Annotated in this window: 16 protein-coding genes; 14 read left to right on the plus strand and 2 right to left on the minus strand. The window is 67.9% G+C overall.

Annotation, left to right across the window (positions count from 1 at the left end; translation table 11 throughout):
- Window position 1 precedes the first annotated feature (1 nt).
- The 9 genes from JLK41_RS18290 (at window position 2) to JLK41_RS18330 (ending at window position 12,274) form a co-directional block, all read left to right on the plus strand.
- Window positions 2-1,243, plus strand: coding sequence for an FAD-dependent oxidoreductase (locus tag JLK41_RS18290; protein WP_134677112.1), 1,242 nt, complete (start codon window positions 2-4; stop codon window positions 1,241-1,243).
- 139 nt (window positions 1,244-1,382) lie between these two features.
- Complete coding sequence (locus tag JLK41_RS18295) at window positions 1,383-1,694, plus strand: sarcosine oxidase subunit delta (protein WP_037049167.1); 312 nt, start codon at window positions 1,383-1,385, stop codon at window positions 1,692-1,694.
- Window positions 1,691-4,603, plus strand: a complete 2,913-nt coding sequence (locus tag JLK41_RS18300; protein ID WP_210389538.1) for a 2Fe-2S iron-sulfur cluster-binding protein — start codon at window positions 1,691-1,693, stop codon at window positions 4,601-4,603. Before JLK41_RS18295 ends, JLK41_RS18300 begins: the two co-directional genes overlap by 4 nt.
- A gap of 2 nt (window positions 4,604-4,605) precedes the next feature.
- Window positions 4,606-5,283, plus strand: coding sequence for a sarcosine oxidase subunit gamma (locus tag JLK41_RS18305; protein WP_210389539.1), 678 nt, complete (start codon window positions 4,606-4,608; stop codon window positions 5,281-5,283).
- A gap of 76 nt (window positions 5,284-5,359) precedes the next feature.
- Complete coding sequence (locus JLK41_RS18310) at window positions 5,360-6,139, plus strand: IclR family transcriptional regulator (protein WP_047584622.1); 780 nt, start codon at window positions 5,360-5,362, stop codon at window positions 6,137-6,139.
- A 264-nt stretch (window positions 6,140-6,403) separates the two neighbouring features.
- Window positions 6,404-8,365 carry a HAMP domain-containing methyl-accepting chemotaxis protein gene (locus JLK41_RS18315; RefSeq protein WP_210389540.1) on the plus strand — a complete coding sequence of 654 codons (1,962 nt, stop codon included), beginning with the start codon at window positions 6,404-6,406 and terminating at the stop codon, window positions 8,363-8,365.
- 180 nt (window positions 8,366-8,545) lie between these two features.
- On the plus strand, window positions 8,546-9,958 hold the full coding sequence (locus tag JLK41_RS18320) for a di-heme oxidoreductase family protein (protein WP_210389541.1): 1,413 nt from the start codon (window positions 8,546-8,548) through the stop codon (window positions 9,956-9,958).
- A 148-nt stretch (window positions 9,959-10,106) separates the two neighbouring features.
- On the plus strand, window positions 10,107-11,168 hold the full coding sequence (locus JLK41_RS18325; protein WP_210389542.1) for an imelysin family protein: 1,062 nt from the start codon (window positions 10,107-10,109) through the stop codon (window positions 11,166-11,168).
- Window positions 11,169-11,170: 2 nt separating this feature from the next.
- Window positions 11,171-12,274: a DUF1513 domain-containing protein gene (locus JLK41_RS18330; protein ID WP_210389543.1), complete on the plus strand. Its 1,104-nt coding sequence runs from the start codon at window positions 11,171-11,173 to the stop codon at window positions 12,272-12,274.
- A gap of 35 nt (window positions 12,275-12,309) precedes the next feature.
- On the opposite strand, the gene JLK41_RS18335 is transcribed toward JLK41_RS18330, so the two are convergent.
- Both JLK41_RS18335 and JLK41_RS25495 read right to left on the minus strand, forming a co-directional pair.
- Window positions 12,310-13,335 carry a LacI family DNA-binding transcriptional regulator gene (locus tag JLK41_RS18335; protein ID WP_134677106.1) on the minus strand — a complete coding sequence of 342 codons (1,026 nt, stop codon included), beginning with the start codon at window positions 13,333-13,335 and terminating at the stop codon, window positions 12,310-12,312.
- Between the two features lie 74 nt (window positions 13,336-13,409).
- Window positions 13,410-13,532 carry a hypothetical protein gene (locus tag JLK41_RS25495; protein WP_269814719.1) on the minus strand — a complete coding sequence of 41 codons (123 nt, stop codon included), beginning with the start codon at window positions 13,530-13,532 and terminating at the stop codon, window positions 13,410-13,412.
- A 160-nt stretch (window positions 13,533-13,692) separates the two neighbouring features.
- Between JLK41_RS25495 and JLK41_RS18340 the strand changes: the two genes are divergently transcribed.
- The 5 genes from JLK41_RS18340 (at window position 13,693) to JLK41_RS18360 (ending at window position 18,364) form a co-directional block, all read left to right on the plus strand.
- Window positions 13,693-14,520 carry an NAD-dependent epimerase/dehydratase family protein gene (locus JLK41_RS18340; RefSeq protein WP_210389544.1) on the plus strand — a complete coding sequence of 276 codons (828 nt, stop codon included), beginning with the start codon at window positions 13,693-13,695 and terminating at the stop codon, window positions 14,518-14,520.
- Between the two features lie 51 nt (window positions 14,521-14,571).
- On the plus strand, window positions 14,572-15,447 hold the full coding sequence (locus tag JLK41_RS18345; protein WP_210389545.1) for an SMP-30/gluconolactonase/LRE family protein: 876 nt from the start codon (window positions 14,572-14,574) through the stop codon (window positions 15,445-15,447).
- A gap of 78 nt (window positions 15,448-15,525) precedes the next feature.
- Window positions 15,526-16,500, plus strand: coding sequence for a TRAP transporter substrate-binding protein (locus JLK41_RS18350; protein WP_210389546.1), 975 nt, complete (start codon window positions 15,526-15,528; stop codon window positions 16,498-16,500).
- A gap of 56 nt (window positions 16,501-16,556) precedes the next feature.
- Window positions 16,557-17,084: a TRAP transporter small permease gene (locus JLK41_RS18355; RefSeq protein ID WP_037049193.1), complete on the plus strand. Its 528-nt coding sequence runs from the start codon at window positions 16,557-16,559 to the stop codon at window positions 17,082-17,084.
- Window positions 17,084-18,364: a TRAP transporter large permease gene (locus JLK41_RS18360; RefSeq protein ID WP_037049195.1), complete on the plus strand. Its 1,281-nt coding sequence runs from the start codon at window positions 17,084-17,086 to the stop codon at window positions 18,362-18,364. Before JLK41_RS18355 ends, JLK41_RS18360 begins: the two co-directional genes overlap by 1 nt.
- Window positions 18,365-18,426 lie beyond the last annotated feature (62 nt).

The following is an 18,426-nucleotide window of genomic DNA, read 5'->3' on the forward strand; positions in this document are numbered from 1 at the left end:
CATGCCCCTTGCCCTGCTCAAGTACGGCCTGTCCTCGGAGTACCCCGTGGAGGTCGACCTGCCTGCGCCAAAGGACCTCAAGCCGGCCTATGACGTGGTCATCATCGGCGGTGGCGGCCATGGACTGGCCACCGCCTACTACCTGGCCAAGTACCACGGCGTGACCAACGTCGCGGTGCTGGAGAAGTCCTACCTGGGGAGCGGCAACACCGCGCGCAACACGGCGGTGATCCGCTCCAACTACCTGACCAGCGAGGGCGTACGCTTCTACGCCGAGTCGGTGCGGATGTTCAAGGCGCTGTCCAACGAGTTCGACTTCAACATCATGTATTCCGAGCGCGGCCAGCTCACCCTGGCCCACACCGACGCCACGGTACGCGCCTTCCGCCAGCGCGCCGAAGTGAACAAGCACTTCGGTGGCCGCACCGAGATGATCGACCGTCAGCAGATCCGCGAGCTGGTGCCGATGCTCAACCTCGACCCCGGCCACCTCCCCGTGCTCGCCGGGCTCTGGCACATCGACGGTGCCACGGCGCGCCACGACGCCGTGGCCTGGGGCTACGCCAAGCAGGCGGCCAAGCGCGGCGTGGAGATCCACCAGCTCACCGAGGTGCAGGATTTCATCGTCGAGAACGGCAAGGTCACCACCCTGCGCACCAATCGCGGCGACGTGCGCTGCGGCTGCGTGGTACAGGCGGTGGCCGGGGCCAGCTCGCTGCTGATGAACAAGCTGGGGATCAGGGCGCCGATCCACACCTACCCGCTGCAGGCCATGGTCACCCAGCCGTTCAAGCCGTTCCTCGACCCGCTGGTGAGCTCCAGCGCGCTGCACTGCTACGTGCAGCAGACCAGCCGTGGCGAGATCGTCTTCGGCGGCGGCTCCGACCCGTACCCGCTGTACAACACGCGCTCGACCCTGGACCTGAAGGAAAGCCTGCTGGCCCATGCCATCGAGATGTTCCCGTTCATGGCCGGCGCCAAGCTGATGCGCCAGTGGACCGGCAGCACCGACATGACCCCGGACTACAGCCCGATCATGGGTCGCTCGCCGCTGGACAACTACTACCTGGACGCCGGCTGGGGCACCTGGGGCTTCAAGGCCACGCCGATCTGCGGCTGGACCATGGCCGAGCTGGTCGCCAGCGGCGGCAGGACGCCCGCGCTGATCCAGCCCTTCGCCCTGGAGCGCTTCGCCAGCTTCCGCCAGGTCAACGAGATGGGCGCCACGGCGGCGAGCCACTGAAGACACGCACGACATGTGCCGCAGGAGTCCGCTTGCGGGCGATCCATTCGGCAGACCGCGATGATCGCCGGCAAGGCCAGGCGCCCCCGCGGTTCTTACAACGATCAGCTCAACCTGGCTCGCCAAGGAGTCACGCGCAATGAAGATCATGCCCTGCCCGCTCAACGGGCCCCGCAACATCAACGAATTCACCTACGGAGGCGAACTCAGGCGCATGCCCGATCCAGGCACCTGCTCGGACGCCGAATGGGCCGACTACGTGTTCAACTGCGACAACCGCGCCGGGGTCGTCACCGAATGGTGGCTGCACAACGCCTCCAGCTACTGGTTCCTCGCCGAGCGCCACACCGTCAGCGACGAGATCCTGCGCACCTTCGACCCGAAGGAACTGTTCGACCAGCGCGTCGACTTCACCCTCCCCGCCAAGCAGCCTGAAGAGGTGAGCGCATGAGCGCCGACGTCCGCCTGCCGGCCCCGCTGGGCCTGCTGATCGACCGCAACCAGCCGCTCAGCTTCGACTTCGAGGGCCGCACCTACCAGGGCCTGGCTGGCGACAGCATCGCCAGCGCGCTGCTGGCCAACCGGCGCTGGCTGCTGTCGCGTTCGTTCAAGTACCACCGCCCACGCGGCCCGCTGTCGATGGCCGGGCAGGACGCCAATACCCTGGTGCAGCTGCCGGACGAGCCCAATGTGCTGGCCGACCTGCAGCCGCTGGCCGCCGACCTCCAGGTCAGCGCGCAGAACTACAGCGGCAGCCTGGACAGGGACCGCGACGCCCTGCTCGGGCATTTCTCCAGGTTCATGCCGGTGGGTTTCTACTACCGCGCCTTCTACAAGCCGAAAGGCATGTGGAAGGTCTGGGAGCCGCTGGTGCGCAAGAAAGCCGGCCTCGGCGTGCTGAACCTGGCGTTGCAGCCGCAGTACCACGACAAGGCCTTCCTGTTCACCGACCTCGCGGTGATCGGTGCCGGCCCTGCCGGCCTGAGTGCCGCGCTGACCGCTGCCAATGCCGGCGCCAAGGTGCTGCTGATCGAGCAGCACAGCTACCTCGGCGGCGCACTGGCCTGGGCCCGTTTCGACGTCGAGGGCAAGCGCGCGGGCGAGCTGCGCAGCGAACTGCTGGCCGCCGTCGAGGGCCACGCCAATATCCGCGTGCTCAGGCAGGCCACCTGCAACGCCTGGTTCACCGACCACTACCTGCCGGTGCTCCAGGGCAACCGCCTGTACAAGGTACGCGCGCGCCAGTGCATCGTCGCCGCCGGCGCCTTCGAGCAGCCGGTGGTGTTCCGCAACAACGACCTGCCCGGGGTGATGCTGACCAGCGCCGCCCAGCGCCTGATCCGCCTCTATGCGGTCAAGCCGGGCACCCGTGCCGTGCTGCTGACCGGCAACGACGACGGCTACCTGGCCGCCCTCGACCTGCTCGATGCCGGGGTCGAGGTCGCCGCCCTGGTGGACCTGCGCGAGCGCGCCAGCGACGGCAGCCTGGTCACCGCCCTGCAGACCCGGGGCGTTGCCTGCCATGTCGGCAGCACCGTGTACGAGGCGCTCGGCGACAACCACCTGAGCGCCGTCGACGTGCGCCGCATCACCGCCCAGGGCGAGGTCACGAGCAGCGGCCTGCGCATCGACTGCGACCTGTTGTGCATGTCCGCCGGTTACATGCCGGCATACCAGTTGCCGTGCCAGGCCGGCGGCAAGCTGGCCTACGACGACGCCAGCGCCGCCTTCAGTCTGTCCGGCCTGCCTGCCGGGCTGCAGGTGGTCGGCTCGGTGAACGGGCGCAACGCCCTCGACACGCTGCTGGCCGACGCCAGCAATGGCGCCCTGCGTGCCCTGCAGGCGCTGGGCCTGGAAAGCGGCCAGCCCCTGCGCGAGCTGGCGGGCGAGGCGCGGGTCAACTTCCCCTGGCCGATCTTCCCTCACCCCAAGGGCAAGGAGTTCGTCGACTTCGACGAAGACCTGCAGGTACGCGATATCGTCAACGCCACCCGCCACGGCTACCGCGACGTGCAACTGGTCAAGCGCTTCTCCACCGTCGGCATGGGCCCTTCGCAGGGGCGCCACTCGGCGCTGCCCACCGCGCGCCTGGTGGCCCAGGCCACCGGGCGTAGCGTCAGTGAAACCGGGGTGACCACGGCGCGCCCGCCGTTCTGTCCGGAAACCCTGGCGCAGGTCGCCGGGCGTGGCTTCGACCCGTATCGGCAGACCGCCATGCACGCCCGCCACCTGGAGCTGGGGGCGAAGATGATGCCCGCCGGCATCTGGCAGCGCCCGGCCTACTACGGCGCGCCCGAGCAACGCGAGGCCTGCATGCAGGCCGAGGCGCGCCACGTGCGCGAGAAGGTCGGGCTGATCGACGTGTCCACCCTCGGCGGCCTGGACGTGCGTGGCCCGGACGCCGCCGAACTGCTCAACCGCCTCTACACCTTCGCCTTCGCCAAGCAGCCGGTGGGCCGTTCGCGCTACGCGCTGATGACCAACGAACAGGGCGTGGTGATCGACGATGGCGTCTGCGCGCGCCTCAAAGAGCAGCACTTCTATGTCAGCGCCACCACCAGCGGCGTCGACCGTGTCTACCAGCAGATGCTCAAGTGGAATGCGCAGTGGCGCCTGAACGTCGACATCACCAACGTCAGCGCCGCCCTGGCCGCCGTCAACCTGGCCGGGCCGGAGTCACGCCAGGTGCTGGCCCGGCTGTGCCACGACGTCGACCTGTCCGCCGAGGGTTTTCCCTACCTGGCAGTGCGCCAGGGCAGCCTGCTCACCCTCTGCGGCACACGTATTCCAGTGCGCCTGCTACGGGTGGGTTTCGTCGGCGAGCTGGGGTACGAGATCCACGCACCGGCGCGCTACGGCGAGGCGTTGTGGGACGCGCTGATGGAGGCCGGCAAGGCGCATGACATTCGTCCGTTCGGGGTCGAGACCCAGCGCCTGCTGCGCCTGGAAAAGGGCCACGTGATCATCGGCCAGGACACCGACGGCATGACCAGCCCGGCCGAGATCGACATGCGCTGGGCCATCGCCCGCAGCAAGCCGTTCTTCGTCGGCAAGCGCGCCGTGGAGATCCTCGAGGCGCAGGCGCCGATCCGCAAACTGGTCGGTTTCACCCTGCCCCGGGGCAGCAGCCAGCCGCTGGAAGGCCATCTGGTGCTCAAGGGCGCGGACATCAGCGGCAACGTCACCTCCTGCGAATACTCGCAGACCCTCGGCCAGATCATCGGCCTGGCCTACTGCGCGCCCGAGCAGGCCACACCCGGCCAGCTGTTGCCGATCCGCGTCGAAGGCGGCGAGATGGTCCAGGCCACGGTGGTGCAGCTGCCCTTCTACGACCCCGAAAACCAACGCCAGGAGCTGTGAGCATGAGCATCGAAGCCGAACACTTCAGCGAACGCAGCCCGCTCTACCGGTTGCACGCCGAGGCCCGCCTGGGCCGGATTGGCGACAGCTGCATCGCCACCGCGCATGGCGACCAGGACGAGCGCGTCATTGCCGCCCGCTGCGCGCTGCTGGACCTGAGCAATCTGCCACGGGTCGGGTTTCGCGGCGTCGCCAGCGCGGCCTGCCTGCAGGCGCAGGGCTTCGTCCTGCCGGGCGCGCCCAACCAGGCGCTCGCCCAGGCCGACGGGAGTGCCGTGCTGCGCTTGTCGCAGAACGAATACCTGCTGCTGGGCAGCCTGCTCGACGCCGGCGCGCGCGTACGTCAGCAGGAGCAGGACTGGCAGTTCGACGGCAGCCCCAACTACCTACTGCCACGCCAGGACAGCCATGCCTGGTTGCTGCTGAGTGGGCGCCACGGCAGCGAGGTGATGGCCAAGCTGTGCGGCGTCAACCTGCGCGCCGAAGCCTTCCCGCCCGGCAGCGTGGCGCAGACCTCGGCGGCACGGGTCAACGTCATCGTCGCCAACCTGCCCCAGGACGAACTGCCTGGCCTGCACCTCCTCTGCGACCGCGCCTCGGCGCATTACTTCTGGGGCGCGCTGCTCGATGCCATGCAGGAATTCGATGGACACCCCGTGGGCATCGACGCCCTGCCCTGACACCACGTGATCCACCCTGCGCGGCCACGACCGAGCGCAGGGTGGATGGCGCTTCATCCTCCAGGAGGCCAACGCCATGGGCATCCACGAAGACGAGCTGGACTACCGCGTGCCGGCGCTGCAACGCGGCCTGAGCATCCTGCAGATGTTCAACGCCGAGGTGCGCAGCCTGAGCAGCAACGCGATCGCCGAGCGCCTGGGCGTCAGCGTCTCGGCCATCTACCGTATCCTCATCACGCTCACCGACATGGGCTACCTGCGCAAGCTCGGCAAGAACAGCTACGAGCTGGGCCCGCAGGTGCTCTGCGACGGCTTCGCCTACCTGGCCAGCCGCGACCTGGTGGACATCGCCATGCCGCACCTCAATGCGCTGCGCGATCGCACCTCGCTGTCCTGCCACCTGTCCATCCGCGAGCACACCGACAGCCTCTACGTCGGCCGCGCTTTCGCCGCCCAGCGGCTGTCGGTGAACATCCCCATCGGCACCCGCATCCCCTGCCACTGCACGGCCATGGGGCGCATGCTGCTGTGTGCGCTGACGCCCATGGAGCTGGACAAGCTCTACCAGCACGTGCGCCTCGACGACTACCCGCCGCCCGCGCCGAAGACCCTGCCCGAGCTGCAGCAGCTGATCGAGCGTGACCGCGAGCGTGGCTGGGTCATGCACCGCTCCGACTACTCCACCGCCATCGCCTGCGCCATACGCAACCACCGGGGCGAGGTGGTCGCGGCGATCAACCTGTCCGGCCCTGAGGCGGTGATGGACAGCCCGGTGGCGCGCGAACGCTACCGCGAGAGCCTGCAGCAGTGCGCCGACGAGATCGCCGCCGAACTGGGGGCCTCGCCCCGGCGCTGACTCCGGCGTTCAGGCAGTCGCCTGCAACGCCGCGCGGCCCCGCCTCGCGCAACTGACATCAAATTGTCATCACCCTTTCGCCTGCTATGCTGCCTTGTGAACAGGGCAGCGCTGCTTTCCTGGCAGGAACACGCAGCAAGCCGCATGGACGCCGGGGCACGCCTTACCCTGCCGGCGTCCCTCGGCGGCAACGACCCGTTCGCCACAGCCGATCCATCAGGCCAGTTCGAGGTTGTCAGCCGCCACACAGCACAGGGAATCGTCATGAAAACTGTCACTCGCATGCTTCTTGACCTTAGTGTTCGTAAAAAACTGCTCGGCGGCTTCGGCCTGATCCTGTTCATCACCCTGGCCACGGCCTGGATCGGCAACACCAGCCTGGACAGCACCCTCGATCGCATCGACAGCCTGCTGGGCGTCAGCGAGATCGACGCCAACCTGATGCGCGCGCGCCAGCAGGAAAAGAACTACCTGCTGCGCGACGATCAAACCGCCATGCAGCAGGCCCTGAGCCTGTCGCAGCAGATACAGGAGCAGGCCGCCGCGAAGGAAGCGGAGCTGGCGCGCCCGGAGAACAAGGCGCTGATGCGCCAGATCCAGGAAGACGCCAGCGGCTACCGCGACGAGCTGGCGCAACTGCAGGCCGCCGGCAAGGCCAGCAGCGAGGCGCAGCAAGCCATGGAAGAGTCCGCCCGTGCAGCGCTCAAACGCTTCACCGAGCTGGAGGCCAAGCTGCGCCAGCTGGCCGTCGAACAGATCCGCCTGAGCGGCGCGCAGAGCAGCATCGACACCCTGGACCGCGCCAACCAGGCCAGCCAACTGGCACGCGAGCTGCTGGAAGCGCGGCGTCGCGAGAAGGACTTCCTGCTGCGCCGCGACGACCAGTACGCACAGCTCCTCGATGGCCACTTCCAGTCGCTCGACGACAAGAGCCGGCAACTGCTCAATACGCTGCAGGACGACGCCGCGCGCGCCGAGGTGGAAGAGGCGCTGCAGCAACTGGCCGCCTACCGCAGCCACTTCGCCCAGCTGAAGAACAACCTGGGCGAGCTGGACCAGAGCGAAGAAGACATGACCTCCCGCGCGCGCGAGGTCACGGCCGCGTCGAGCCAGTCGCTCAAGCTGCAGCGCGAGCTGCTGGCGAGCGACTCCAGCCACGCCAAACAGACCCTGCTGATCGCCGCCGCGATCGCCTTCGTGCTCGGCGTGCTCTGCGCACTGTTCATCACCCAGGCCATCGTCACCCCGCTGCAGCGCGTGGTCGGCATCGCCCGGCAGGTCGCCGACGGCGACCTGACCACCAATATCGAGAGCGACCGCCGCGACGAACTGGGCCAGTTGATGCAGGCCATGCAGGCCATGACCCTGAGCCTGCGGGACCTGATCGGCCAGCTCGGCGCGGGCATCACCCAGCTCGCCACGGCGGCGGAAGAGCTCTCGGCGGTGACCGAGCAGACCAGCGCCGGCGTCACCCAGCAGCGCATGGAGACCGACCAGGTCGCCACCGCCATGAACCAGATGGCGGCCACCGTGCATGATGTCGCGCACAACGCCGAGAACGCCGCCAGCTCGGCCAGAGACGCGGAAGACCAGACCCGCGAGGGCGACAAGGTGGTGCAGCAGGCCATCACCCGCATCGAACAGCTGGCCAGCACCGTGGAAGCCTCCGCCGAGGCCATCGGCCGGCTCAAGGGCGACAGCGCCAACATCGGCACGGTGCTGGACGTGATCAAGAGCATCGCCGAGCAGACCAACCTGCTGGCACTCAACGCCGCCATCGAGGCCGCGCGCGCTGGCGAAGCGGGCCGTGGCTTCGCCGTGGTCGCCGACGAGGTGCGCGCCCTGGCGCGTCGCACGCAGGAGTCCACCCAGCAGATCGAACAGCTGGTCGCCGCGCTGCAGAACGGCGCCGAGAGCGCGGTGAGCGTCATGGCGCAGAGCCGCAGCATGGCTGGCGAGACCGTGGAGGCGGCGCGCCACGCCGGTACCGCCCTGACGCGGATCGACGAAGCGGTGTCGCGCATCCAGCAGATGAACCAGCAGATCGCCACGGCCTCCGAGGAGCAGAGTTCGGTCGCCGAGGAGATCAACCGGAGCATCGCCAATATCCGCGATATCGCCGAGCAATCGGCCGCCGCGACCGAGGAGACCTCCACCGCCAGCGTCGACCTGGCGCGCCTGGGCAGCGACCTGCAACAACAGATCAATCGCTTCCGGGTCAGCTGAGCCCGCGAGGGCACGGCGTTGGCGCCGTGCCCGCTTGCGCGCCACTCGTGCCGCAACGGGCACATGCCGCTGGCACGCGACCTTTTGCCCCGGCAGATAACGCTAATTGATCTTATTTAAATTCCGTTAGCCTGCTAATCTTGGCGCCCCGTTCCCCTGCCCGCCCGGATAGCTCTCCCGATGTCGCCGCTCCAGCGCTGTTTGCTGCCTCTTCTGGTCCTGCCCCTGATCGCTTGCGAACAGCAAGCGAACTTCACCGCAGCGGAGCCCGGCGAAGCGCTGTCCGCCGGTGCGGCCACCGTGCGCAAGTTCGACCACAACGCCTTCTCCCTGCCATCGGCGAACCTGGCGCCGAGCCGGCGCCTGGACTTCTCGGTAGGCAACAGCTTCTTCCGCAACCCCTGGGTCACGGCCCCCGCCACTACCACCGCGCGTGACGGCCTGGGCCCACTGTTCAACACCAACGCCTGCCAGAACTGCCACATCAAGGACGGCCGTGGCCATCCCCCGGCGGCGGATGCGCGGAGCGCCGCGTCGATGCTGGTGCGCCTGTCCCTGCCGGCGCGCCCGGAGGATGCCGAGCGCCTGCTGCAACAGGGTGTGGTCGCCGAGCCGACCTATGGCACCCAGTTGCAGGACATGGCCAACCCCGGGGTGGCGCCCGAGGGCAAGGTGCGCGTCAGCTACAGCAGCGTGCCGGTGAGTTTCGCCGACGGCACCGAGGTAGAACTGCGCAAGCCGCGCCTGGAAATCAGCCAGCTGGGCTACGGCGCGATGCACCCGGATACCCTGTTCTCGGTGCGCATCGCCCCGCCGATGATCGGCCTGGGCCTGCTCGAAGCCATCGCCGAAGCCGACATCCTCGCCGCCGCCGACCCGGACGACGCCGATGGCGATGGCATCTCCGGACGCGCCAACCGCGTCTGGGATCGCCAGCAGCAGCGCAGCGCACTGGGTCGTTTCGGCTGGAAGGCCGGCCAGCCCAGCCTCAACCAGCAGAACGCGGATGCCTTCGCCAACGACATGGGCCTGACCAGTTCGCTGATCCCCCACGACAACTGCACCGCCGCGCAAGCCGACTGCCTCGCCGCAGCGCACGGCGGTGAGCCGGAGGTCAGCGACACCATCCTCGCCAGCGTCCTGTTCTACAGCCGCAACCTCGGCGTGCCGGCGCGGCGCGATGTCGATGCCCCCGAGGTGCTCAAGGGCAAGAGCCTGTTCCACCAGGCCGGCTGCCAGAAATGCCATACCCCGAGCTTCACCACCTCGGCCGAAGCCGCCGAGCCGGAGCTGGCCAACCAGGTGATCCGCCCCTATACCGACCTGCTGCTGCACGACATGGGCGAAGGCCTGGCCGATGGCCGCGAGGAATTTCTCGCCAGCGGTCGCGAGTGGCGTACCCCGCCGCTGTGGGGCATCGGCCTGACCGAGGCGGTCAACGGCCATACCCAGTTCCTGCATGACGGACGCGCGCGCAACCTGCTGGAGGCGATTCTCTGGCATGGCGGCGAGGCCGAGGCGGCCCGCCAGCGCGTGCTGCAGTTCGACAGCGATGAGCGGGCCGCGCTGCTCGCCTTCCTCAACTCCCTCTAGGAGAGCGCCGCCAACATGCCTGCATTCGACCACACGGCCTTGAAATTGCCCCCGGACTGCGTGTTCGGCGCAGTAAACTGCGCATCCTCGAACCGCTTCGTCCCGTCTTCGCTCATCGATCGTGTGAACACCCTCTAAGGAGCCTGCGATGTTGCCCAAAACCCTGATCGCCTCCCTGCTCGGCCTGGCCCTGGTCGGCTGCGGCCAGCAGGACCCCAAAGCCAAGGTCAGCGCCGCGCTGGCCGACGGCGTACTGCTGCCGGCCTACACCAGCTGGCAGGAAGCCGATCGCCAGCTGGCCACCAGCTCCGCCGCATTCTGCGCCGGCAGCGCCGACCTGACGACCGCCCGCCAGGCCTTTCTCGGCGCGCAGAGCGCCTGGGCCGGCCTGCAGCCGCTGCTGATCGGCCCGCTGGCCGAAGGCAACCGCGCCTGGCAGATCCAGTTCTGGCCGGACAAGAAGAACCTGGTGCAGCGGCAGGTCGAAGCCCTGCTGAAGAACAAGCCGCAGCTGACCCCGGACGACCTGGCGAACGCCAGCGTGGTGGTACAGGGCCTGACCGCCTACGAGTACATCCTCTTCGACCCCGAGCTGGACCTGTCCCAGCCCGAGCAGAAAACCCGCTACTGCGCGCTGCTGCAGGCGATCGGCGTGCACCAGCAGGAGCTGGCCGGCAACATCGTCGGCGAGTGGCAGGGCAAGTCGGGCATGGCCGAACAGCTGAAGACCTTCCCCAACGACCGTTACGCCGACGCCAACGAGGCCATCGCCGAACTGCTGCGCGTGCAGATCAGCGGCATCGATGGCCTGAAGAAGAAGCTCGGCGCCCCGCTCGGCCGCCAGACCAAGGGCATCCCCCAGCCGTACCAGGCCGAGGCCTGGCGCAGCACCGCCAGCCTGGCCAACCTCGGCGCGGCGCTGGCCAGCGCCGAACTGCTGTGGCATGGCGGCAATCGCGACGGCATCCAGGCGCTGCTCGGCGATGACCAGGCCGAGCTGGCCCAACGTATCGACGCGGCCTACCAGGAGACCCGTCAGCGCCTCGCCGCGCTGGAGCGCCCGCTGGGTGAACTGCTCGCCGACGAGGCCGGCCGCGCCAGCCTGAACGAGCTGTACGACAGTCTCAACCGCCTGCACCGCCTGCAGGAAAGCGACCTGGCCAAGGCCCTGGGCGTGCAGATCGGCTTCAACGCCCACGACGGAGACTGAGCATGCAGCGCAGAACCTTCCTCGGCCTGGGCGCCGTGGCGGCGAGCCTGGCCGCCGCCGGCGCCTTCGGCAGCTGGACCCTGTTCGGCCCGTCCGGCCAGCCCCTGGTGCTGTCGGCCCGCGACGATGCCGACGGCAAGCACTATGCCGTGGGCTATCACCTCGATGGGCAGCAGGCCTTCGCCACCGCCGTGACCGAGCGCTGCCACGACGTGGTGCCGCACCCGAGCCTGCCGCTGGCGCTGTTCGTCGGCCGCCGGCCGAGCACCGAGAGTTACCTGATCGACACCCGCGACGGCCGTCTGCTGCAGACCCTGGTCGCTGCCGAAGGCCGCCACTACAACGGCCACGCGGTGTTTCACCAGGGCGGCGACTGGCTCTACGCCACCGAGAACGACACCACGGAGCCAGGGCGCGGCGTGCTGGGCGTCTATCGCCTGAACGGCGAACGACTCGAGCGCAGCGGCGAACACAGCACCCACGGCGTGGGCCCTCACCAGCTGCTGTGGATGCCCGACGGCGAGACCCTGGTGGTCGCCAACGGCGGCATCCGCACCGAGGCGGAAAGCCGCGTGGAGATGAACCTTGACGCCATGGACTCCAGCCTGGTGCTGATGCACCGCGATGGCAGCCTGGTCAGCCAGGAGAAGCTGGCCGACCAGCAGAACAGCGTCCGCCACCTCGCCGTGGCCCGCGACGGCACCGTGGTCAGCGGCCAGCAGTACATGGGCGACCTGCATGACGCCGTGCCGCTGCTCGCCATCAAGCGTCCCGGCCAGGCCCTCCAGGCGTTCCCGCTGGGCGAGGCGCAACGGGCGATGATGAGCCAGTACACCGCCAGCCTGGCGATCCATGACGACCTGCGCCTGCTGGCGATGACCGCACCGCGCGGCAATCGCTTCTTCGTCTGGGACCTGGACAGCGCCGAGGTGCGCCTGGACGTGCCGCTGCCGGACTGTGCCGGGGTGGGCGCCGTCGCCGACGGTTTCGTCGTGACCTCGGGCCAGGGCCGCTGCCGCCTGTACGACTGCCGCGGCGAGCGCATCGTGGCCAAGGCCCTGGACCTGCCGGCCGGGCTCTGGGACAACCACCTGCGCCTGGGCTAGGCGCTGCAGCAAGCGGTCGGCAATGCGCAGCAGGCTCAGGCACTGCTGCGCTCGATGAGTTCGAAGCCCACGTCCAGGCGCAGCGGCTGGCGTCCGCTGGCCGGCTCGGCAATGCGCGCCAGCAGAGCCTCGGCGATGGCGCGGCCGATGCGCGCCCCGTCCACCCGCACCGTGGACAGGGGCGGATGGGTGTGCGCCGCACTGGACAGGTCGCCAAAGCCCATCACCGCCAGGTCCTCGGGTACGCGCAAGCCACGGCTGGCCGCCTCGGCCATCACCCCCTGCGCCAGGGTATCGGAACTGCACACCACCACCTCCCCGGCCGCGCCGGCCTGCAGCAGTCGCGCCAGGCCTTCGCGACCGACCGCCAGGGTCGCCGGCGCCGGCAACAGCTGCGCGCTGACGGGTGCCTCCAGACGTCCCTCCAGGGCCGCCACCAGACTGCGATAACGGCGCAGGCCGCGCGGGTCGTCGATGCCCACCACCGACACACGCCGGTAGCCCTTGCCGAGCAGGTAGGTCGCCACTGCCTGGCCAACCGCCTCGTGAGAGAAGCCGACCAGCATGTCCAGTGGCCGCTCGCACAGGTCCCATGCCTCGACCAGCGGAATGCCAACCCGCGCCAGGCGCTCACGGCTGGCCTGGGTGTGCTCGGTGCCGGTCAGGACGATGCCGTCGGGGCGCCGCCCCAGCACCGCCTCGAGCAGCGCCTCCTCCTGCTCCGGGCGGTAGCCGGTCAGCCCCAGCAGGGTCTGGTAGCCCGCCGCCGCCAGGTGGTCGGTCAGTGCCTGCACGGTGTCGGCGAAGATCGAGTTGGCGATGGTCGGCAGGAAGATCGCCACCAGCCGGCTGCGGCTGGAGGCCAGCGAACCCGCCGCCAGGTTGGGCACGTAGCCGGTAGCTCGCACCGCCTCCAGCACCCGCTTGCGCGTGGCATCGGTAACCACCTCCGGCCGCCCCAGGGCGCGCGACACGGTGATCGGCGATACCCCTGCGACCCTGGCCACGTCGATCAGTGTGGGCGCTGTGCTGCTACGTATCCCGGCAGGTCTCCGGCTCATCTCACGGCTCCATCATGCAGGGTTTCACACCCCGGCTCGCGTCAGTACCCCCGAGCCGCAGTCATCATACAACTTTAGTCGAACGGCCAGCGCTGGCCGATATCCGAAACGCCATCGTGCGACACCTGGAACAGGCCTCGCGCCATCGCCTGGAATGCGCAGAACACGGCAGCAATGCAGATGGCATGCGGCTTCATCCGTTCCAGGCCGACTATAGAGGCATACCCGTGCGCAGAGCAAAGCCTGAGGAAAAGCCTCGATTATCACGTTGACAGCGCATCGGGTGCTGCTGATAATCGATCCATGTCATACGACAACGTATGACACCAAAACAACAACAAGAGTCCAGGCCCCAGCATGAGCAGCACGTCCCGAGAGCTACGCCCCTTCGACCGCATTCTCCTGACCGGTGCCGCTGGCGGGCTGGGCAAGGTACTGCGTGAACGCCTGCGCCCCTACGCCAACATCCTGCGCCTGTCCGACATCGGCGAGATGGCCCCCGCCGCCGGCCCGCACGAAGAAGTGGTGCACTGCGACCTGGCCGACAAGGCCGAGGTCCATCGCCTGGTCGAAGGCGTCGATGCCATCCTGCATTTCGGCGGTGTCTCGGTCGAACGCCCCTTCGAGGAAATCCTCGGCGCCAATATCTGCGGCGTGTTCCACATCTACGAAGCGGCGCGCCGCCATGGCGTGAAGCGCGTGGTGTTCGCCAGCTCCAACCACGTCATCGGTTTCTACCAGCAGGACGAACGGCTCGACGCCCGCTCGGCGCGGCGCCCGGACGGCTACTACGGCCTCTCCAAGTCCTATGGCGAGGACATGGCCAGCTTCTACTTCGACCGCTACGGCATCGAGACCGTCAGCATCCGCATCGGCTCGTCGTTTCCCGAGCCGGCCAATCGCCGCATGATGAGTACCTGGCTGAGCTATGACGACCTCACCCAGCTGATCGAACGCTGCCTGTACACGGCCAACGTCGGCCATACCGTGGTCTACGGCATGTCGGACAATCGCGACGTCTGGTGGGACAACCACCTCGCCGCCCACCTCGGTTTCCAGGCCAGGGACAGCTCCGAAGTGTTCCGCGACAAGGTCGAGGCGCAACCGCTGCCAGCCGCCGACGACCCCGCGCGCATCTACCAGGGCGGCGCCTTCGTGGCCGCCGGCCCGTTCGGCGACGACTGACGCCTGCACGCCCCGCTCCTGCCCCGACAACAACCAGAGCACACCACGGCCATGTCAGCAGAACTGATTGTCGACGCACGCAACGCGACCGGAGAAAGCCCGGTATGGAACGCCGCGGAACAGGCACTGTACTGGGTCGACATTCCCGCAGGCCGGCTGCATCGCTGGTCCGTGGCCGATGGCCAGACGCAGAGCTGGCAGGCCGATGAAATGCTCGCCTGCCTGGCCATGCACCCGTCCGGTGGCTGGCTCGCCGGCATGCAGAGCGGCCTCTTCCACCTGCGCCCGCAGGACGATGGCGGCATCCGCAGCGAGTGCCTGGCACGCGTCGAACACCCTCGCCCGCAGATGCGCTTCAACGACGGTCGCTGCGACCGCCAGGGTCGTTTCTGGGCCGGCACGATGCTGCTGGACATGGCCGCCGGTGCCCGCGTCGGCGCGCTGTATCGCTACGACGGCCAGCTGCAGCAGCGGCTCGACGACCTCATCGTGCCCAATGGCCTGGCCTTCAGCCCCGATGGCCGGATCATGTACCTGTCCGACTCGCACCCGACGGTGCAGGCGGTCTGGACCTTCGACTACGACACGGACAGCGGCACACCACACAACCGCCGCCTGTTCATCGACATGACGCGCCACCCCGGCCGCCCGGACGGCGCGGCGGTGGACGTCGACGGTTGCTACTGGATCTGCGGCAACGACGCCGGGCTGATCCATCGCTTCACCCCCGACGGCCGCCTGGACCGCTCGCTCGCGGTTCCGGTGCAGAAACCCGCCATGTGCGCCTTCGGCGGGCCGCACCTGGACACCCTGTTCGTCACCTCGATCCGCCCCGCCGGCGACGTTTCCGAGCAGCCGCTGGCCGGCGGTGTGTTCGCCCTGAGCCCTGGCGTGCGTGGCATGGCCGAACCGGCCTTGCGCCCCTGATCCGATTCACCCCGGGCCACCTCGTGGTACCGGTCTCGCGCTGCTGTTCACCAACAACAACAAGACGGAGCTTTCCGCATGAACCTCAAACGCAAGTTGCTACTCGCCACACTTCCTCTGGCTCTCGGCCTGTCCACCTTCGCCCAGGCCGAGATGACCCTGAAGATCGCTGAAATCCACCCGGCCGGCTACCCGACCGTGGTGGCCATGGACAACCTCGGCAAGAAGCTGGATGCAGCGACCGCTGGCGAGATCAAGTCGCGCATGTTCGCTGGCGGCGTACTCGGCTCGGAGAAGGAAGTGATCGAGCAGACCCAGATCGGCGCCGTGCAGCTGACCCGCGTCAGCCTCGGCTCGGTCGGCCCGGTCGTCCCCGCCACCAACGTCTTCAACATGCCCTTCGTGTTCCGCGACATCGAGCACATGCGCAAGGTGATCGACGGCGAGATCGGCCAGGAAATCCTCGATGCCATCACCAACTCCGACTTCAACATGGTCGGCCTGGCGTGGATGGAAGCCGGCAGCCGCAGCCTCTACACCAAGAAGCCGGTGCGCAAGCTGGAAGACCTCAAGGGCATGAAGATCCGCGTGATCGGCAACCCGCTGTTCATCGACACCCTCAACGCCATGGGCGCCAACGGCATCGCCATGGACACCGGAGAAATCTTCAGCGCCCTGCAGAGCGGCGTGATCGACGGTGCCGAGAACAACTCACCGACCCTGCTCGAACACAACCACTTCCGCGCGGCCAAGTACTACACCCAGACCCACCACCTGATCCTCCCCGAGCCGCTGCTGATGTCCAAGACCACCTGGAACAAACTGACGCCGGAGCAGCAGGCGCTGGTCAAGAAGCTGGCCAAGGAAGCGCAGCTGGAAGAGCGCGAGCTATGGGTCGCCAAGGAAAAGGCCAGCGACGAGAAGCTCAAGGCCGAGGGCGTCGAGTTCATCGAGGTCGACACCAAGCCGTTCTACGACGCCACCGCCCCGGTTCGTGAGAAGTACGGCGCGCAGTTCGCCGACCTGATCAAGCGCATCGAAGCCGTTCAGTAATCCACGCGCAGCACGCGGCGTGCGCCCCGGCCACGTCGCGTCACCGGTGAAGTCTCATGAAAAACCTGGTTCTGGGCGTCAACGACGCCATCTACCGCGCCTGTATCGCGACCGCCGGACTGGCGATCGTGATCATGGCCCTGATCATCCCCTGGGGCGTGTTCAGCCGCTACGCACTCGGCCAGGGCCTCGGCTGGCCCGAGCCTGTGGCCATCCTGCTGATGGTGCTGTTCACCTTCATCGGCGCCGCCGCCAGCTACCGTGCCGGCGCACACATGGCGGTGCAGGTGCTGAGCGATCGCCTGCCGGACATGGCGCAACCCTTTCTCACCCTGTTCGTGCGCCTGGCCATGGGTGCGATCAGCCTGTTCATGCTGATCTGGGGCTACAAGCTGTGCGTCGCCACCTGGAATCAGTACCTCAGCACGCTGACCTGGATGCGCGTCGGCATCAGCTACGCGCCGATTCCGCTGGGCGGCTTCGTCACCCTGCTGTTCGTCATCGAACAACTGCTCTACGGCGATCAGCACAAGCGCCGCGTCGTCGATTACGAGAACTGCGAAGATTCCAAGGAGTCCGTGTAATGGATGCCGCCATCCTGCTGGGCAGCTTCATCGCCCTGATCCTGCTGCGCGTCCCGGTCGCCTACGCCCTTGGCCTGGCGACCCTGATCGGCGCCTGGTGGATCGAGATTCCGCTGCACGCCGTGATGATCCAGATCGCCGGCGGCGTGAACAAATTCTCCCTGCTGGCCATCCCCTTCTTCGTCCTGGCCGGCGCGATCATGGCCGAAGGCGGCATGGCGCGGCGCCTGGTGGCGTTCGCCGGGGTGCTGGTGGGCTTCGTCCGTGGCGGCCTGTCGCTGGTCAACATCACCGCCTCGACCTTCTTCGGCGCCATCTCCGGCTCGTCGCTGGCCGATACCGCCTCGGTCGGCTCGGTGCTGATCCCGGAAATGGAGAAGAAAGGCTACCCGCGCGAGTTCTCCACCGCCGTCACCGTCTCCGGTTCGGTGCAGGCGCTGCTGACCCCGCCCAGCCACAACTCGGTGATCTACTCGCTGGCCGCCGGTGGCACGGTGTCGATCGCCGCGCTGTTCGTCGCCGGCATCGGCCCCGGCCTGCTGCTCAGCGCCACCATGGCCACGCTCTGCCTGCTGTTCGCCAGAAAGCGCAACTACCCCAAGGGCGAAGTGATCCCGCTGCGCCAGGCGCTGCAGATCTGCGTGGAAGCGCTGTGGGGCCTGATGACCATGGTGATCATCCTCGGCGGCATTCTCAGCGGCGTGTTCACCGCCACCGAGTCGGCAGCCGTGGCGGTGGTCTGGGCCTTCTTCGTGACCATGTTCATCTACCGCGACTACAAGTGGAGCGAGCTGCCGAAGATGCTGCACCGCACGGTGCGCACCCTGTCGATCGTGATGATCCTCATCGCCTTCGCCGCCAGCTTCGGCTACATCATGACGCTGATGCAGATTCCGTCGAAGATCACCACCGCGTTCCTGACCCTGTCGGACAACCGCTATGTGATCCTGATGTGCGTGAACTTCATGCTGCTGGTGCTCGGCACCCTGATGGACATGGCCCCGCTGATCCTGATCCTCACCCCGATCCTGCTGCCCGTGGTCACCTCGTTCGGCGTCGACCCGGTGCACTTCGGCATGATCATGCTGGTCAATCTGGGGATCGGCCTGATCACACCACCGGTAGGTGCGGTACTCTTCGTCGGTGCCGCCATCGGCAAGGTCAGCATCGAGAACACCGTGAAGGCCCTGCTGCCGTTCTACATCGCGCTGTTCGCGGTACTGATGGCCGTGACCTACATCCCTGCCATCTCCCTCTGGCTGCCCAGCGTGGTGCTGTAAGTCATCGGCCGCAGGTCGTCGATCCATCCCGAGCCGCCTTCCGGGCGGCTCCTTGCTGTATG

It is taken from the genome of Ectopseudomonas khazarica, from assembly GCF_017915135.1.
Lineage (GTDB): Bacteria > Pseudomonadota > Gammaproteobacteria > Pseudomonadales > Pseudomonadaceae > Aquipseudomonas > Aquipseudomonas khazarica.

What these genes read in the sequence shown, in the direction of transcription:
- JLK41_RS18290 (WP_134677112.1), top strand. Translation starts at nt 2, where the DNA reads ATGCCCCTTGCCCTGCTCAAGTACGGCCTGTCCTCGGAGTACCCCGTG.
- JLK41_RS18295 (WP_037049167.1), top strand. Translation starts at nt 1,383, where the DNA reads ATGAAGATCATGCCCTGCCCGCTCAACGGGCCCCGCAACATCAACGAA.
- JLK41_RS18300 (WP_210389538.1), top strand. Translation starts at nt 1,691, where the DNA reads ATGAGCGCCGACGTCCGCCTGCCGGCCCCGCTGGGCCTGCTGATCGAC.
- JLK41_RS18305 (WP_210389539.1), top strand. Translation starts at nt 4,606, where the DNA reads ATGAGCATCGAAGCCGAACACTTCAGCGAACGCAGCCCGCTCTACCGG.
- JLK41_RS18310 (WP_047584622.1), top strand. Translation starts at nt 5,360, where the DNA reads ATGGGCATCCACGAAGACGAGCTGGACTACCGCGTGCCGGCGCTGCAA.
- JLK41_RS18315 (WP_210389540.1), top strand. Translation starts at nt 6,404, where the DNA reads ATGAAAACTGTCACTCGCATGCTTCTTGACCTTAGTGTTCGTAAAAAA.
- JLK41_RS18320 (WP_210389541.1), top strand. Translation starts at nt 8,546, where the DNA reads ATGTCGCCGCTCCAGCGCTGTTTGCTGCCTCTTCTGGTCCTGCCCCTG.
- JLK41_RS18325 (WP_210389542.1), top strand. Translation starts at nt 10,107, where the DNA reads ATGTTGCCCAAAACCCTGATCGCCTCCCTGCTCGGCCTGGCCCTGGTC.
- JLK41_RS18330 (WP_210389543.1), top strand. Translation starts at nt 11,171, where the DNA reads ATGCAGCGCAGAACCTTCCTCGGCCTGGGCGCCGTGGCGGCGAGCCTG.
- JLK41_RS18335 (WP_134677106.1), bottom strand. Translation starts at nt 13,335, where the DNA reads ATGAGCCGGAGACCTGCCGGGATACGTAGCAGCACAGCGCCCACACTG.
- JLK41_RS25495 (WP_269814719.1), bottom strand. Translation starts at nt 13,532, where the DNA reads ATGAAGCCGCATGCCATCTGCATTGCTGCCGTGTTCTGCGCATTCCAG.
- JLK41_RS18340 (WP_210389544.1), top strand. Translation starts at nt 13,693, where the DNA reads ATGAGCAGCACGTCCCGAGAGCTACGCCCCTTCGACCGCATTCTCCTG.
- JLK41_RS18345 (WP_210389545.1), top strand. Translation starts at nt 14,572, where the DNA reads ATGTCAGCAGAACTGATTGTCGACGCACGCAACGCGACCGGAGAAAGC.
- JLK41_RS18350 (WP_210389546.1), top strand. Translation starts at nt 15,526, where the DNA reads ATGAACCTCAAACGCAAGTTGCTACTCGCCACACTTCCTCTGGCTCTC.
- JLK41_RS18355 (WP_037049193.1), top strand. Translation starts at nt 16,557, where the DNA reads ATGAAAAACCTGGTTCTGGGCGTCAACGACGCCATCTACCGCGCCTGT.
- JLK41_RS18360 (WP_037049195.1), top strand. Translation starts at nt 17,084, where the DNA reads ATGGATGCCGCCATCCTGCTGGGCAGCTTCATCGCCCTGATCCTGCTG.